The sequence below is a fragment of the Rheinheimera sp. MM224 genome, assembly GCF_947090785.1.
In the GTDB taxonomy this organism is placed as follows: Bacteria; Pseudomonadota; Gammaproteobacteria; order Enterobacterales; family Alteromonadaceae; genus Pararheinheimera.
This window is the reverse complement of sequence record NZ_OX352320.1, coordinates 763,542-779,458: the sequence shown is the minus strand read 5'-3', so window position 1 is coordinate 779,458 and position 15,917 is coordinate 763,542. Positions and strand designations below refer to the sequence as shown.

Sequence of the window (15,917 nt, the reverse complement as noted above, 5' to 3'; positions counted from 1 at the left end):
AGTCTAGTTTTCAGACGTTTAGCGATTGTCAACCCAACAACCCCCTATAAATTTATACTTTTGTTTAAATAATAACCTTTGCATTGTTGGCAAAAATCCGTAAACTTAGCGCCCCTTTAGGGTAGAGCCTTGGTTTTAGCGGTGCGCATAGGTCCATATCAATTAACGAACAACGTAATTTGCGCTCCTATGGCTGGAGTGACGGATTACACTTTTCGTGAGCTTTGCCGTCGTTTTGGTGCAGGTTTAGCTGTATCAGAAATGATGTCGAGCAACCCTTTGGTCTGGCAAAGTGAAAAATCGCTAAATCGTATGACTCACCAAAACGAATCTGGTCTTCGATCGGTGCAAATTGCCGGTTCAGATCCAGATCAGATGGCTGAAGCTGCTGTGTTTAATGTTGAACATGGCGCCCAAATCATCGACATCAATATGGGATGTCCGGCTAAAAAGGTGAATAAAAAACTGGCTGGTTCGGCGCTATTACAGTATCCGGATTTAGTGCAGCAGATTATTCAGGCCGTAGTTCAGGCAGTAACAGTACCGGTGACGTTAAAAATCCGTACTGGCTGGGACATCGAACATAAAAATGGCGTACAGATAGCGCAAATTGCGCAGGACAACGGCATTGTGGCTTTAGCGGTTCATGGCCGCACTAAAGCTTGTATGTATAAAGGAGAGGCGGAGTACGACACTATCCGCGCTATTAAACAAAATGTGTCTATCCCGGTGATTGCCAATGGCGATATCACCACGCCGGAAAAAGCCAGATTTGTATTGGACTATACCGGAGCAGACGCGGTCATGATTGGCCGGGCAGCTCAGGGCAGACCCTGGATTTTTCGTGAAGTGGTGCACTATCTGCAAACTGGTGAACACCTGGCTTCGCCTTCAACGAGCGAGGTCAGGGATATTTTGCTGGAGCATGTCCGTGGCTTACACCAGTTATATGGTGAGGTGCCTGGCTCACGTATTGCCCGCAAACATGTGGGTTGGTACCTGGCCGAGCATGACAGCGAAGGCATGTTTCGCAGTGAATTTAATGGTATCGAGCAAGCCCAACAGCAGTTGGATACCTTAGAAGTGTATTTCGAGCAATTACTAGCAGCAACCTAACGTAAAAGAGACTAGGCAATGTTTAATCAAAACGTGACTTCGCCATTTATCACCAACGCCCATGTTCAAACGCAAGAAAAACCGCAGCCTTTAAGCAACGCGGTACAAAAAGCGGTGGCGAACTACTTACAACAACTGAACGGTCAGGACGTAAACGACCTGTACGAATTAGTGTTGTCCGAATTAGAAAAGCCGTTATTAGAAGAAGTGATGAAATACACTCGCGGCAACCAGACCCGCGCTGCCAACCTGATGGGCATCAACCGCGGTACTCTGCGTAAGAAGCTGAAACAATACGGCATGAGTTAATGCCCCCGCGGGAGGAGTCCCGCAGTCAAAAGCACCTTCGGGTGCTTTTTTGTTTTTTCCCGTCGTACGAATTACTTAGGGAAAAGCCTGCAGTAGCGGGTTAAGTAAATAAGGGATTTCACCAGCTGATCCCGGTGATACACCAAAGCCATTTTTTCTCTATGCTTATGTCTTGGCTTTGTGTGCTATCCAAAAGCTGTGAACCACAGCGGCGCTGGTCCGAATTAACCATTACAGCGGAGAATGATCCAATGAACGCAGCTCGTCCAATCCGTCGCGCCTTATTAAGCGTGTCTGATAAAACCGGTATAGTTGAATTTGCCCGTGCTTTAGCCGCCCAGGGTGTGGAGTTGTTATCCACAGGCGGTACAGCCAAGTTATTGGCAGAACAAGGCATAGCTGTCACTGAAGTGTCTGATTACACAGGTCACCCGGAGATTATGGACGGCCGCGTGAAAACGCTGCATCCAAAAGTACATGGTGGCATTCTGGCCCGCCGTGGTATGGATGAAGCTGTAATGGCAACAAACAACATCAAGCCAATAGATTTAGTAGTAGTGAACCTGTATCCGTTCGCCAACACAGTGGCCAAAGCAGGTTGTACTTTAGAAGACGCCATCGAGAATATCGACATTGGCGGCCCGACTATGGTGCGTGCTGCGGCAAAAAACCATAACGACGTCACTATTGTGGTCAACGCGGCCGATTACGACAAAGTGTTAGCAGAGATGGCTGCGAATGCAGGTTCTACTACTCATGCTACCCGTTTTAGTTTAGCCATCAGCGCTTTTGAGCATACAGCCCAATACGACGGTATGATTGCCAACTACTTCGGTACCATGTTAGCCGCTTACGGTGATGAAGACGCCAAGCCAAGCAAATTCCCACGCACTTTTAACGCACAGTTTGTGAAAAAACAAGACTTACGTTACGGTGAAAACAGCCACCAGAGCGCGGCTTTTTATGTGGAAAACAGCAATCAGGAAGCATCAATCGCCAGCGCTACTCAGCTACAGGGCAAAGAGCTGTCGTACAATAATATCGCCGACACAGACGCCGCTTTAGAGTGTGTGAAAGAATTCGACGAACCAGCTTGCGTCATCGTCAAACACGCTAACCCTTGTGGTGTAGCTATTGGCGACGATATTCTGGCTGCTTATGAGCGCGCTTATAAAACAGACCCGACTTCTGCTTTTGGTGGCATTATCGCTTTTAACCGCGAATTAGATGCTAAAACTGCTGAAGCTATTGTCAGCCGTCAGTTTGTTGAAGTGATTATCGCGCCAAGCGCTACAGCTTCAGCTGCTGCTGTGGTGTCAGCCAAACCAAACGTGCGTTTACTGGTGTGTGGCGAATGGGAAAGCAAAACCACTGGTTTTGATATCAAACGTGTCAACGGTGGTGTGTTGGTACAAGACCGTGACCAGAAAATGGTCGGTCTGGATGACTTAAAAGTAGTGTCCAAACGCCAGCCTACTGCAGATGAATTACGTGACTTATTGTTCTGCTGGAAAGTCGCTAAATATGTGAAATCTAACGCCATTGTTTATGCCAACGACAGCATGACTATTGGGGTGGGTGCAGGCCAGATGAGCCGCGTGTACAGTGCTAAAATCGCCGGTATCAAAGCGGCTGACGAAAACCTGGAAGTCAAAGGTTCAGTCATGGCATCAGATGCGTTTTTCCCGTTCCGCGATGGTATTGATGCCGCAGCTGCTGCAGGTATCAAAGCCGTGATCCAACCAGGTGGCTCTATGCGTGATGCAGAAGTGATAGCGGCTGCTGACGAGCACGGCATGACAATGATCTTCACTGGCGTGCGTCATTTCCGTCACTAAACACAAGCTCTCCAATTGAAGAAGGCGGGACTGGTTCCCGCCTTGTTTTTTTATCTGCTCATCAGTTGCAGCTAATTCTTCACCGACAACATATAAAGCGCTACGGCCTGACGGGTTTCTTCGTCCAGATAATCCTGTTTTGGCATAGCCGGATAGTCTTCACGTTTTTTAATCGGGTTGGCAATGTAAGCCGCCAGCGCTTTAGGATCATCCATATACAAGGACTGGATCACTTGTACAGGTGGGCCAATTAAACGCCCTGTATAGGCGTGGCAGCCAGTACAAATACCAAGGTAAGCGTATTTGCCTTTGTCTTTGACATCCACACTACGGGGTGCGGCCGGTTCATCCAACAGATAGTTCACTATGGTATCTGTATTGCTGAACGCACAAGCTGGCCAGTCACTGACTCCGGCACTGATATACTGCTGCGGGTTATTGATACAACTGTTATTGCTCCCCCCCACCCGCACTATATCCGGATTGCCTTGTTTCAGCTCAGTGGCCAGTAATACCTTGGCTTCAGGCACAGTGTCGTAGCCATTGTTGTACATCATGTTGTTTAAAATCATGATTTCATCAGGTGTCGGATCTGACTCCGGATCCAAAGTGGTATTAGGCGCATTCTGATGGTCAGTAATAATGATGGCTGCCGTTTTATTACCCAGGATCAGGTTGTCTTCAATAATCACCTTGTCGGCGGCCATAATCAGGATACCGGTACCAGCCGGAATACCTGCCACCATAGAACCTTCAGCACCAAAGTTTTTGGTGTTGTTATTGCTGATCCAGTTATTGCGGATAATCACATCCACGGTGTCTTTAATTGGCAGACCAGGGGTGACAAAAGCCAGGATGCCGCCTGTGTTGTTATGCACAAAGTTATTTTCCACTATGGCATGACGGCTGTTTTCAATTTCAATACCGGCCACACTGTCGAATACTTCGTTGTTCGCCACATGAATATGATCGCTCATGCCGACATAAATGGCGGCATCTTCAATGCCGGACACCACGTTATGTTCAACTATGCCGTTTTCGCCCAACTGCGGGAAAATACCATAAACCCCTGTATCTTCAATAATATTATTGCGGATTTCGAAGTTATTACCGGCCTGGCCCATAATGCCGTTGCCTTTGTATTTAGTGATCAAAAAGTTCTCAATCACTATGTTATTGCCCGAATACAAAATGGCGTCGTTTAAATGACCATCACCAAATAAACGTGGTCGTTTACCTTCAACTATCACGCCGCTTAAACGGATATTATCTTTGTCGATATACACAGTTTCGGTGTAATTGCCGGGCCAGACCTGGATCACATCGCCCGGCTTGGCCGCTTTGACTGCATCCATAATCAACTGTCCATCTTTAACCGCATGAATAGTGCCGGTAGCCATGCTATTGAGTACTGATTTTTTGGCGTTGCCGCTGGCCGCTGTACCGCCGCTATAGCTGACTTCAGCTGTGTACACAGGAGCTACAGTGGCTGTGGATGTCAGGTAATAGCCGGCAAAAAATGCCAGCGGAACTAAAGCTATTAAGGTGAGCGTACTTTTATTCATTCTGTGCTTCCTTTGTTATTTTGTAGAGTCGTCAGCTCTGCCGGTAAAGGCAAACCTGAGGGTAATTTTTGCGGAATTTCAGGCATCAGACTTTCATCGGTCAGGGTATTCAGAAAAACCGCCAGTTGCTGAATTTCTTCCGGGCTGAGTTTAGGCTCCCAGATATGCCAGTGCAGCAGCAGTTTTTCGTCTTTAGGCACCGCATGACCACGGCCTTTCGTATAAAACTCTGCTGCTTCTTCTAAGGTGGCAAAACGGCCTGAGTGCATATAAGGTGCAGTGCGGCCTACATTGCGCAAACTTGGCACCTTAAAACCACCTCTTAACTTACTGAGTTCAGGGCTATTACCTGCGCCTGGGTCAAAGGCCATACCTTCAGGTTCTGGCGTGCCTATCACAGCAATCTGTTGGTTAGTAAAAAGTGGTGGGGTATGACATTCAGCGCAGCGGGCGACAAAAGAGCGAAATACATTTAAGCCTTTGATTTCCTGGTCATTCAGTGCCTGCTGATAACCATGAGCGTAGTGATCGTACCTGCTGTTCAGTGAAATTAACGAACTCTGAAAAGCCGCCAGCGCAATCGCCACCTGACTCAGCTCCAGCTCTGTACTTAAAGGAAAAGCCTGACGGAATAACTCTGGATACAAAGCGCTGCTGGTTAAATCAGCCAGCACTTGCTCTGCTGTATTGGCCATTTCGTGTGGAGCAAATAGCGGGATCAAGGCCTGATGCTCCAGCGTATCGGAGCGGCCATCCCAGAATAGCTTCTTCTGGAAACCCACGTTCCACAAACCCGGCGCACTGCGCGTGCCTATGTCGCCATTACTTCCAGTGCTGAGTGCTTTGCCATCACTAAAACCATGGGCTGGCTGATGACAGCTGGCACAAGCTTGTTTGTGATTGGCAGATAACAAAGGATCAAAAAACAGAAAACGGCCTAAATCAATTTGTTGTGGGCTGAAGCCATCTCTGCCTTTGGGTAATGCGGTTTTTGTGCCGCCAACCCCTTTGTTGTGCAACGAATCGTATTGATCATAACGGGTTACCAACAGACACTGGTTCTGTGGCGTTAGCTCAAAACTGGGTGGGCACCGGCTATTCAGACTAATGACAGCGGTATTCAGCGCTAAAGCGGCCGCGAGACTAAGCATCATGGTAAACCCGCCCCAATGTAAGCGACCACAGCCTGTCTGTCCGCATCGGTCAAAGTGCGGCTCATCATCGCCATTTGTCGGCCCGGTTTGTCCGTCGCGCTGCTGCCCCTGACGCCTGTCTGAAAATGCTGCAATTGCAGCGACAGGTAATCCCGGCTTAACAGTTGTAAGGCTGGAGCTTTTAACTCAAGGTTTCCCTGCGCTTTATTGCCATGGCAGGCACCACAGGAGCCAATATAAATCCGTCGGCCTTTGTCGAGTAATGCAGCGTCAATCTTTGGTGCAGCGGGAACTGAGAGTGGCAAAGCACTGAAATAGGTTGATAACTGATCGATATCCTCAGCACTAAGTGGCTTCGCCATAGCAGCCATCACCTGCCCCATGCTGTCCTCTGCTACCGCACCACGTTCAGCACTCTGAAACTGCAGCAGCTGCTTTTTCAGATACTGCTGTTGCTGTCCGGCCAAAGACGGAGCTTTGCTTGCAAGCTGATTTTCAACAGCATGGCAGGCATTACAACTGCTGACTTTTTCCGGGGCAGCAGCCTGAGTTGCTGCGGTATACAGCGCGATCACCAGGATTAATAAAGGATAATTCCAAAACATAACAGGGCCATTTTTTTTAATAAGAATACGATGGTGTTGGCCCTAAGAGTGCGTTTTCATAGGCCTGGGTTCAAACCTAAAAGTGTACAAAATTGTCCAGTTCGCTTTATTTAGTGCGAAGCGCAGTTACTATCGAATGCAGCGAGATCCGTCTTTGAGCTGCTGTTGCTGCACCTGCAGAGACTTCAAAGTCCGATCCCGACACCACAGAAAAAAAACAAAAAAACAGGGAGACTGTTATGTCGCAACAGCACACTAAATCCGGCATGAAATTAAAACCACTGGCATGGCTTATTGCAGTGGCACTGAGTGGACAAAGCCAACTGGCACAGGCAGAGCAAACTGAAACCGGGCCGGAAAAAACCGAACCGGCGATAGAAACCATCACAGTCACAGCACAAAAACGGCTGCAAAATCTGATGGACGTGCCTGTCGCTATCGACAGTATTTCGGCCACAGATTTAAAAGAAACCAACTCGGTGTTGCTCGGTGATATTGCCGACTACACACCTGGCTTTAAATTCAGCAAAGATGCCGTAGTTCAGGCGACTGCAACCATGCGAGGAGTGTCCAGCAGCAACATCAGCACAGGCGGCGACCCTTCTGTCGCGATTTTCTTTGATGATTTTTATCTTCCCCGGGCGGCACAAAGCGTGATGTTCTCGGACATGCAGCGCATTGAAATCCTCAAAGGTCCACAAGGTACTTTGTTTGGTAAAAATGCCGCTGCCGGTGTGGTGAATCTTATTCCCAATGCTCCTGAGCAAACCGACGAAGGTTTTATCAAAGCCACGCTTGGTGATTATTCACTGCAACGTTATGAGGCTATGGCAAATAAAGCTTTGAGCGACACTGTTGCAGTGCGGCTGAATCTGATGAGCAATCAGCGGGACTCCTACGTCAATAACGTCTATCCCGACTATCAGGGCGAAGAACTGGGCAATACCAACCACCAGGCCGCGCGACTAGCCGCCTTATGGCAAGCAAGCGCCGATACCAAAGTGCAATTCAGTTACGACTGGGATGACTTGGATCAGGGTTACTCGCCTTCAATAGGCCTGAGCCCCTATGCCTACAGCATGAACCCGCTCGACAGAACCATAGAGAATGACGTGATAGACGGTCACGAACGCCGCGACATGAGCGCATTTTCGTTAAAAATCATGCATGACTTTAACGACCAATGGTCGGGTAAACTGATCAGCAGCAAAAGACAATGGGAAGTTTCAGGACGGGATGACACAGACGGCACCGCAGATAAAACCCGTTATCTGGATACCATCAACTTTGAAGACTCGGATATTTTCTATAACGAACTGCAGCTGAATTACCATCAGGACCAACTGAGTTATGTCGGGGGTATCACCTACAGCAAAGAAAAGGTGTATCAGAAAACCAGTCTGAATATTATGGCGGACACTGTAGCACGCCTGACCACGGCCAATCTAAACGGCACGCTGATATCAGCCTTAATGGAGGCTGGTGTACCGGAAGAGATGATTAGCGGCATGGGTTTACCTGCGGATCACATCTGGAACTCACAAAACTGGGCCAGTATTTTAAGTGTGATGGCGATGGTCGACCCCAGTGTAGGTGCTTTGCTGGAACAATTAGGTGCCACTCCTTTTAGCCCTGAACTGGTCGCGGCTATAGAAGCCACGGGTGACTTAACCTATGACGCCATTGGCGCAGGCCTTGGTATTAACGAAATTTTTGGCCCTTCAGTGGCAGGTCAGCTCTGGAGTGAAGATATCATTAATACCGGGGATTTCACCTCTTATGGGGTCTACTCGGATATGGATTATCAGCTCAACGAGCGCTGGGGTTTTACCGCTGGTGTACGTTATAGCAGGGACGAAAAAGATTTCAGCTGGGAGATCAGGGAACGCTCCTTTGGTCAGCCTATGCCCGGCTTAACAGACTTTTTATTTCCGGTGATGCCACGACTAGACGCCAACAACAGCTGGAGCAAATGGACGGGACGCGCTGTCACCCGCTACCATCTGAACGACAACAGCATGATCTATTTGTCCTATTCCACAGGCTATAAATCCGGTGGTTATGACTCATTGGATCCGGGCTCTTCCATCAGACCTTTTGCACCAGAAGAAGTGAAAAACCTCGAACTGGGTTACAAAGCCGATTTATGGGATCAGGTACGACTGCAACTGGTGGGTTTTGACATGGACCTGACCAACCGTCAGCGTTCGGTCAGCAGCAAAACTCCGGATTCAGGCGTGGCCATACCTATTGTCATTAATGGCGATCAGGACATCCGGGGTATGGAGATGGTGCTAGATTGGCAAGCTACCAAGCAGCTGAAACTGGGTCTGGTGACTGAATACCGTAAAACTGAATCTAAGTGGCAGGAGTTTTATAATGCCGATGGCGAGCTGGTCACAGATGTAGATAAAGCCTCTAGCGCCGACGCTTATACGCTGACCGCCGACTGGACAGCGGCTCAGCAGTGGGCTGGCGGCTACTGGAAGTTACACCTGGATTATGTCTATGAAGAAAATACCAGAGCGGACGATCCGGATTTACTGGAGATTGCTAAGTCTATCCCTGTGTATTTTGCCGATACCAAAAATATCAACGCACGCTTAAGCTGGAGCAGCAGCGACGAGCAGTGGGAACTAGCACTCTGGGGTAAAAACCTGGCTGACCACGAAACAACAGGAGGTATAGGAGGTTTTGCTGCGGATACGCTGGGCACTCCAATCACCTCATTAAACGCTCCCCGCACTTATGGTGTTGAAGTGAAATACCAGTTCTGATCCGTAGGGGCTTTGTTTTTTAGCAAAGCCCCGCTTTACCAAAACAGCTTTTCACTGCACTATCCATATGGGGATCACTATAAAAAGAAACGACCAGACAGATGCGGGAAGGATGATGGCACTTCGTACTTTAGCTTTGCTTTTATTGCTCTGTGGTGTTGTTTCTGCCGCAGCAGCTGCTGATTTTAGTCTGCAACCCAGGCTCTGCCTGCATCACGCGCATCAGGCTTGTGTGCTGAAGTTAAACGTCAGTTGGCAACAGGACAACAAGGCCTGTTTGTATAAAAAAGCCGACCCCACCCCTTTGCTTTGTGCCAACAGTATCAGCCAGCAGCTGCAGTTGGAACTGACAGGGCATACCAGTTTTGAACTGCGAAACTCAGCGACCGGCGAGTTACTGGCAGAACGCAGGGTTAAAGTACTGCAGGTGGATCTAAATGCCAGCGATCAGTTGCTTAAACGCAGCCGCAACAGTTGGGGCAATCCCTGATGCAGCAAATTTTGCTGATTGAAGATGATCTGGAATTATCACGCCTTGTGGTCGACTTTTTACAGTCAGAAGGCTATCAGGTCAGTAGTTGTGGTAATGCGCTCAAAGCCAAAAAGCTGATACTGGCACAACGTTTTGATTTAATAGTCTGTGACGTGATGTTACCCGGCAGCAGTGGTTTTGATTTAGTGAAACAAATCCGCCAGCAATTTAAAGGCCCTATTTTGTTTATGACGGCGCAAACCTCAGTAGGTTCGGTGTTGCAAGGGCTGGAATTGGGCGCACAGGACTATCTGCTAAAGCCACTGGATCCCCGTATTTTATTAGCCAAAATCCGTATCTTTTTACCACCGGAACACGCCAGTGCCGATCCACAACCTTTGCTGAAACAGCACAATCTAACGGTAGACCGAGTGTCAGGCCATGTCGTGCTGGCAGGACAAGACATTTGCCTGACCAATGCCGAATTGCAATTGCTGCTGACTTTACTGGATAACTATGGCGTCGCTGTCAGCCGCGAACGTTTGTTCCGCGAGCAGCTAACCCGCGAATATGACGGCACAGACAGAACCATGGACGGCAGGGCGTCACGGCTGCGTCGTAAATTACAAAACGTGGATGAACGCTGGAATGTGCAAGTGGTCTGGGGCCAGGGTTATCGCATTAGTTACGCTGAAGCCACGGAGCCACAGCCATGAGTTATACCCTGCTACGTTTTTACCTTGGCATAGTGCTGGTGGTGTTATTACTGTTTTTCAGCCTGAATCAGTTGTACAGCTGGGTCTATCAGCGCGATGATTTAGCCGACGCTGCCCAAACTATGCTGCAGCATGTGCATCAGTTCAGTCAGCAAGACAAACTCAATTGCCGCTTATCTGAAACAGACGACTGCACCGATAGCTTGTTTGTGACCTATCCGGCAGGCATGTGGCAACCTCAACCGAATTTTATTTATGCCGTCGAAGTGATGCGGGACCAGCAAGGCAACGCCTCTATGTGCAGTGAAATGCCTGGAGGCGAATTACTCTGTTTAAGCCAGCTGAATTTACCTGACGGTACAGACTTCAGCATCGACCTGGCCCATGTGTTTATTTTGTTGCTGTTGCTCTGTTTATTCTGGCTTAGCCGCAACCTGTTCCGCGACGTAGAAACCTTAAGAATGAATGCCTTACAGGAAATAAAGCTCGGTCATCTGCCAGCTTTTCAGCTGAGCCCTAAGTCTTACCTGCAACCTCTGGCCCAATCCCTCACCCGGATGAATCAAACCATAGCGGACTTAAACTCGCTGCAACGGGAGATGGCCGATACCGTCTGTCATGACATCAAAACGCCATTGGCCCGAATGCGCTTTATTATGCTGAGTCTGGAGTCGAATATCAGCGCGGCTCATTATGCTCAGGTCTGTCGTAACTTGTTGGAAATAGAAGACAATGTGTACGATTACCTGCGTCTGGCACAGCAGGATTTCCGTTCCGATCTGCATCTGAGTCAGGTGCCGCTGTCACAGTTGTTGCAACAGATGATTGATAAGTTTTCGGCCAATACTGAGCATCAGATTGAGCTGACAGCCGGGCCTGCGATCAACATTCAGGCTGATGAAAAACTGCTGCAACGCGCCTTATCCAATCTTTTGAGTAATGCGTTACGGTATTGCCATACCAAGGTCTGGATTGAATTGAGCGTACAGGGAAATGACTGCCTGATTGATATCTGCGATGATGGCGCAGGCTGGCATAGCAACCAGCAACCCAGCCCGAATCACAGCCCGGATGGCTTATCGCATCATGGTATTGGTCTGGCGATAGTCACCAGAGTAGCCAATCAGCACGGCGGTGAATTTTTACGTATGAGCAGAGCCGGAGGCGGCGCTGTGGCACGGCTGAAACTACCTGTAGGTTCTACCTACAGCAACAGCTGATGCTTAAGATTTGGCCAATGAGCCCAATTGCGGTGATAAAGGCATGTTTTCTACTTCACGCTGTGAAAACTGCACTGAAGTCACCACTAAGGCTGTAACCACTAAAACGGACGAAACAGCGCCAGTCCAGCCCAACCAGCGCATCAGCTGTGGTTGTTGTCTTTTGGTACGCAGCCAGTGCATCCAAAGCCCACCAGCCACTAAAAAGGTAAAACCCAACCCAAACACAAAATACAGCAGCTTGACGCCAAGCCCGGCAAAATTACCAAAATGCAAAGGGTCAGCCATATCTGAGATATAAGCCACAGCTTTTAACTCAGCCCCTTTTTGTATTTTCAGCACATCAGCTGTCACCGGATGCAGGTAAATGCGGTTGGCTCTGTCACGCACCAGCAGCGTATCATCCTGACCTGTCACCACCACAGGCGCTTTGTCGGACTGTGGATAATTCAAAGCTCTGATATCCAGTTCGGGCCTGGCCTGTTGCGCAGCCTGCATCAGTTCAGTTAAGGGTAAAGCTTTATGGGTGATAGCCTGCTCCAGCTTCGGAGCTTTTGGATAATGATCCACTTTAAACTTCAGTAAGAAGTGTTCGGTGAAGTACCAAAGACCAGTCAGGAACATCAGCAGAATAAAACCCCAACACCACACGCCTGTCCATTTATGCCAGTCAGACCAAAAAGTACGGCTGGAAGCTTTAGCCCCTGAAGGCAACTGAAAGCCTTTACGCCACCACTGCCGATAAACATAAAAACTGCTGACCAAAATAATCAGCAGTAAAAAACTTAAACTGGTCACCACAATTTTGCCGGTAGAGCCCAGCGACAGATACATATGGATATTGCGCAAAAACCGCGACACTGTGCCCCACTGACCTTCGCCTGTTAAAGCACCGGAAGCGGGATCAAAATAGACAAATCTAAATTCCGAGCCTGCATTCAAACTAACAGCACCCGCCAAATACCATTGCTCTGGCACGTTGAGGTTGCTGATTTGATAGTCGGGATAAGCTGTGGCTAAGTTTTGCTCCAGCACCTGCCAGGGCACAGGGCCCTGTCGTTCAGACAAGGCCCTGTACTTTTGATGCGACAGATACTGAATTTCATGGCTGACCACAGCCAAAGTGCCGGTCAGACAAACCAGCAACATCAGTATGCCAAAGGCAAAGCCAGCAAAAGAGTGCAGCTTAAACCAATCTTTATTGCTCATCGGCAGCTTCTATCAGAACTGATAACTGGCGGTAACTATTAAACGGCGTGGTTCACCAGGAAAATGCCCGGTCCGTTCAATAAAGCCAGCAGTGGCATAAGTTTTATCAAACAGGTTTTTCACATTGGCCTGAAACAACCAATGCTGCCAACGGGTTTGCCAGCTCATATCAAAAACGGTGTAGGATTTCACATGCTGACCATCAATACTTAACTGATCGCTAACGTAATCCATACCAGCTGCTATAGCTGAATTGATACTATCCAGCTCATAACGGCTCCATAACCCTATCTGATGTTGTGGTGCATTAGCGAACTTGTCACCCACTGCATTGGTAATAGCGCTGGTGCTTTCGACAATACGGGTATCGTTGTAGGCATAGTTCAGATTCAGCACCCAGGAGTCGGTTAAATCGCCCAGCAGATCCACTTCCACGCCTTTACTTTTTACTTCACCCAAGGCGATTTGATCATCACGGCCATCACCACCGACATCACCACGAGGGTCAGCCTGCAGTATGTTATTTCTGATCATTTCATAGGTAGCCACATTCAGGCGAATCGCATCATCCAACAAAGAAAAACGCGCACCAGCTTCCACTATACTGGATTGCTCAGCTTCAAAAGGACCACCCACTTCAGGCACCTGAGATGCTGTTGCCTGTGGGCTGAAGCCTGTGCCTTTCAGTGCATACAAACGCACCCAATCCGTTAGCTGATAGGTAGACCCCACACGCCACGAGCTGTCACTACCATCCACTTTGGATGAAGCCATATTATTTTTATCTTCAAAACTATCCCAGCGCACACCCAGCAACAAATTCCAGCTGGCCGTTAAATCTAACTGGTCCTGCAGATAAAAGCCCTGACGCACAGCTGTAGTGTCTGTCGGAGTGGATGTAATGCTGTCGATATCGTAGTCAGCAGCTGAAGTCAGGCCATACACAGGATTAATCAGGCTAATGCCTAAAGCCTTACCGCCCTGCTCTATCGGCGCTACATTACGGCCTAAAAAGTAGGAGTCCTGAGTCATAGTATCTGCACCAATTAACAACTGGTGATTCAAACCCGCAGTGCTGAACTCCACTATATTGTTCCAGGTCACACTGTCTGCAGTATTTTCGCGGCGCTGATCCCTGAACTGACGGCGGCAATAATCCACCACACCATCCCCATCTGTGTCATAGCTGCAGAAAGGTTCATGGTAGTTTTGCAGTTCGGTATTGTCGTAATGGCGCCAGGTCAAATCAGTGCGCCAGTTGCTGTTAAATTCGTGATCGGCCCGAACCTGCCAAACGTCCGCTTCTAAGGACTGGAAATCTGTGGCTTCGTTATGGTTCCAGGCTCTGTCGCCGAGGAAATTACCCTGATCATCTGTAGGTACACCCCGTAAACGGGCGCCCTGATAATCCTGAGTTACAGTATTGTATTGCAGCGTCAAACTGGTGCTGTCGGTCAGATCAATCAGATACCCCAGATCCAGAATTTCGTTTTCAACTTTGGTATTCCAGCGAAACGGCTGCTCAGAATCACGGTAATAACCAAAACGATAGGCTTGTTGATCTGTCAGTGGGCCACTCAATTCCAACGAACCCTGCCAGTATTCATCATTGCCTAAACCTAATTCCAGCTGGTTTTTCGCTGTGCGTTGTGGTTTTTTAGTCACGTAGTTAATTAAACCACCGGGAGCGCTGCTGCCATATAAAGCGCCGCTGCTGCCTTTAAGTAACTGTACTTCCTGCACGTTAAACAACTGAGGCACAGCAAAACCATTAAATGGATCACCTCTTACGCCATCATATAAAATTTCGTCCTGGCGGAAACCGCGAAAAGTGACACCTGAGTAACTAAAAGCACTAACACCACTCATGCTGCGGTATAAATCTGTGACCTGACGTGCGGCCTGATCGCGTATCAGCGCTTCAGGCAGCACCTGAATATTTTGTGGGATCAGTTCTAAATCTGTATCTGTTCTTGTGCCTACGCTGCTTTGAGAAGCGCGATACAAGGTCTGAGCACGGCCTTTGACCTCTATCACTTCCAGATCTTTGTCAGCTTGCTGCTTATCAGAATGTTCTTGATCTGACTGCTGGGCATAAGCAGGAATTGAATTCAAAGCAGTAAGAACTGCAATAGCTAATAGCGAAGGAGAGCGTAAGGACAACATAACAGCCTCAAAGCAACAACAAAGGCGCACAGACTAAACAAGAATGATTCGCAATTCAAGTGAATTTATTTAATCAATTGTTGTCAGTGCGCTTTTCTTCTTAACCGCTCAGCTCACATAAACTTAGCTGGTACAGACCAGGCAAGCCGCACTGGCACTGTTGATTCAGAGTCCAGCTCCAGGCAGGTTAAAGAAGCTTTTTTCAGCTCCAGAAAAGTTTTATCCAGCCCTAATAATTCATTCACCAGCAATGCCAGTTCAGGTTCATGCCCCACCAGCAGCACAGCTTCATTATCCTGTAACTGACTGAACAAATAGGTTTTTGCTTCAGCTGCAGCAACAGCTGGCAATAAACAGGGCCACTCTTCAACCTGTACTTTTAGCCCTGAATCTTTACGCACTAAAGCCGCCGTTTGCACAGCTTTGGTGTGTGGGCTACAAAAAATGCGATCCGGCAACAAACCTTGTTTTTGCATAAAAGCCGCAACACGGCGCGCCTGTAATCTGCCTTTTTCATTCAGGCAACGATCGGCCTCATCCACCAAAGAGTTTCGTATATCAGCAGTCGCATGACGCATCAGATAAAGTACAGCTTTCATCGTTTTCACCTTTACTGCGGAAAATGCTGGCAGACTATAGCTAACCTATTACAGATATATGACTTTCCCCTTTGTAATTGACGCCGCTGCTTTGCAGGCGACCATAAAGGTAGCCCCAACAACCTAGCCAGCTGCGACCTTTTGCCACATTGCACAGAGCATGAAACAACA

13 protein-coding genes are annotated in these 15,917 nt (G+C 48.4%); 7 read left to right on the top strand and 6 right to left on the bottom strand.

From position 1 onward, the window contains the following. Positions 1 to 189 precede the first annotated feature (189 nt). The 3 genes from dusB (at position 190) to purH (ending at position 3,263) form a co-directional block, all read left to right on the top strand. Complete coding sequence (gene dusB / locus OM978_RS03760) at positions 190 to 1,116, top strand: tRNA dihydrouridine synthase DusB (RefSeq protein ID WP_413691217.1); 927 nt, start codon at positions 190 to 192, stop codon at positions 1,114 to 1,116. A gap of 18 nt (positions 1,117 to 1,134) precedes the next feature. Next, entirely contained in the window at positions 1,135 to 1,425 is a 291-nt protein-coding gene (fis, locus tag OM978_RS03755) for a DNA-binding transcriptional regulator Fis (protein WP_008897208.1), read from the top strand. 251 nt (positions 1,426 to 1,676) lie between these two features. Further along, positions 1,677 to 3,263 carry a bifunctional phosphoribosylaminoimidazolecarboxamide formyltransferase/IMP cyclohydrolase gene (gene purH, locus OM978_RS03750; RefSeq protein ID WP_264345588.1) on the top strand — a complete coding sequence of 529 codons (1,587 nt, stop codon included), beginning with the start codon at positions 1,677 to 1,679 and terminating at the stop codon, positions 3,261 to 3,263. 71 nt (positions 3,264 to 3,334) lie between these two features. On the opposite strand, the gene OM978_RS03745 is transcribed toward purH, so the two are convergent. The 3 genes from OM978_RS03745 to OM978_RS03735 all read right to left on the bottom strand — a co-directional run bounded on the left by OM978_RS03745 (position 3,335) and on the right by OM978_RS03735 (position 6,587). After that, a complete protein-coding gene (locus OM978_RS03745; protein WP_264345587.1) occupies positions 3,335 to 4,828 on the bottom strand; it encodes a parallel beta-helix domain-containing protein in 1,494 nt (497 codons plus the stop codon). Continuing rightward, a complete protein-coding gene (locus tag OM978_RS03740) occupies positions 4,825 to 5,877 on the bottom strand; it encodes a cytochrome-c peroxidase (RefSeq protein WP_264345586.1) in 1,053 nt (350 codons plus the stop codon). Before OM978_RS03740 ends, OM978_RS03745 begins: the two co-directional genes overlap by 4 nt. 101 nt (positions 5,878 to 5,978) lie before the next feature. Then, entirely contained in the window at positions 5,979 to 6,587 is a 609-nt protein-coding gene (locus OM978_RS03735; protein ID WP_264345585.1) for a c-type cytochrome, read from the bottom strand. 239 nt (positions 6,588 to 6,826) lie between these two features. Between OM978_RS03735 and OM978_RS03730 the strand changes: the two genes are divergently transcribed. From OM978_RS03730 to OM978_RS03715, 4 genes are all read left to right on the top strand, one after another. After that, on the top strand, positions 6,827 to 9,364 hold the full coding sequence (locus tag OM978_RS03730; protein WP_264345584.1) for a TonB-dependent receptor: 2,538 nt from the start codon (positions 6,827 to 6,829) through the stop codon (positions 9,362 to 9,364). Between the two features lie 112 nt (positions 9,365 to 9,476). Beyond that, positions 9,477 to 9,854 carry a DUF3019 domain-containing protein gene (locus tag OM978_RS03725; RefSeq protein WP_264345583.1) on the top strand — a complete coding sequence of 126 codons (378 nt, stop codon included), beginning with the start codon at positions 9,477 to 9,479 and terminating at the stop codon, positions 9,852 to 9,854. Continuing rightward, positions 9,854 to 10,552 (top strand): response regulator transcription factor, encoded by a 699-nt coding sequence (locus tag OM978_RS03720; protein WP_264345582.1) that lies wholly within the window; start codon positions 9,854 to 9,856, stop codon positions 10,550 to 10,552. The genes OM978_RS03725 and OM978_RS03720 overlap by 1 nt, the downstream gene beginning before the upstream one ends. Beyond that, positions 10,549 to 11,772, top strand: coding sequence for a sensor histidine kinase (locus OM978_RS03715; protein ID WP_264345581.1), 1,224 nt, complete (start codon positions 10,549 to 10,551; stop codon positions 11,770 to 11,772). Before OM978_RS03720 ends, OM978_RS03715 begins: the two co-directional genes overlap by 4 nt. A 3-nt stretch (positions 11,773 to 11,775) precedes the next feature. Here the strand turns inward: OM978_RS03715 and OM978_RS03710 are convergent, their stop codons facing one another. The 3 genes from OM978_RS03710 to sixA form a co-directional block, all read right to left on the bottom strand. Then, the gene (locus OM978_RS03710; RefSeq protein ID WP_264345580.1) at positions 11,776 to 12,981 is read right to left on the bottom strand and encodes a PepSY-associated TM helix domain-containing protein; all 1,206 of its coding nucleotides are present in this window, start codon (positions 12,979 to 12,981) and stop codon (positions 11,776 to 11,778) included. 12 nt (positions 12,982 to 12,993) lie between these two features. Then, positions 12,994 to 15,147, bottom strand: a complete 2,154-nt coding sequence (locus tag OM978_RS03705; RefSeq protein ID WP_264345579.1) for a TonB-dependent siderophore receptor — start codon at positions 15,145 to 15,147, stop codon at positions 12,994 to 12,996. 113 nt (positions 15,148 to 15,260) lie between these two features. Further along, positions 15,261 to 15,746 carry a phosphohistidine phosphatase SixA gene (gene sixA / locus OM978_RS03700; RefSeq protein ID WP_264345578.1) on the bottom strand — a complete coding sequence of 162 codons (486 nt, stop codon included), beginning with the start codon at positions 15,744 to 15,746 and terminating at the stop codon, positions 15,261 to 15,263. Positions 15,747 to 15,917: the final 171 nt, after the last annotated feature.

Coding starts and splice junctions, on each gene's coding strand:
- sixA (WP_264345578.1), bottom strand. CDS start 15,746: ATGAAAGCTGTACTTTATCTGATGCGTCATGCGACTGCTGATATACGA.
- OM978_RS03745 (WP_264345587.1), bottom strand. CDS start 4,828: ATGAATAAAAGTACGCTCACCTTAATAGCTTTAGTTCCGCTGGCATTT.
- OM978_RS03725 (WP_264345583.1), top strand. CDS start 9,477: ATGATGGCACTTCGTACTTTAGCTTTGCTTTTATTGCTCTGTGGTGTT.
- OM978_RS03720 (WP_264345582.1), top strand. CDS start 9,854: ATGCAGCAAATTTTGCTGATTGAAGATGATCTGGAATTATCACGCCTT.
- OM978_RS03735 (WP_264345585.1), bottom strand. CDS start 6,587: ATGTTTTGGAATTATCCTTTATTAATCCTGGTGATCGCGCTGTATACC.
- OM978_RS03705 (WP_264345579.1), bottom strand. CDS start 15,147: ATGTTGTCCTTACGCTCTCCTTCGCTATTAGCTATTGCAGTTCTTACT.
- purH (WP_264345588.1), top strand. CDS start 1,677: ATGAACGCAGCTCGTCCAATCCGTCGCGCCTTATTAAGCGTGTCTGAT.
- fis (WP_008897208.1), top strand. CDS start 1,135: ATGTTTAATCAAAACGTGACTTCGCCATTTATCACCAACGCCCATGTT.
- OM978_RS03715 (WP_264345581.1), top strand. CDS start 10,549: ATGAGTTATACCCTGCTACGTTTTTACCTTGGCATAGTGCTGGTGGTG.
- dusB (WP_413691217.1), top strand. CDS start 190: ATGGCTGGAGTGACGGATTACACTTTTCGTGAGCTTTGCCGTCGTTTT.
- OM978_RS03730 (WP_264345584.1), top strand. CDS start 6,827: ATGTCGCAACAGCACACTAAATCCGGCATGAAATTAAAACCACTGGCA.
- OM978_RS03710 (WP_264345580.1), bottom strand. CDS start 12,981: ATGAGCAATAAAGATTGGTTTAAGCTGCACTCTTTTGCTGGCTTTGCC.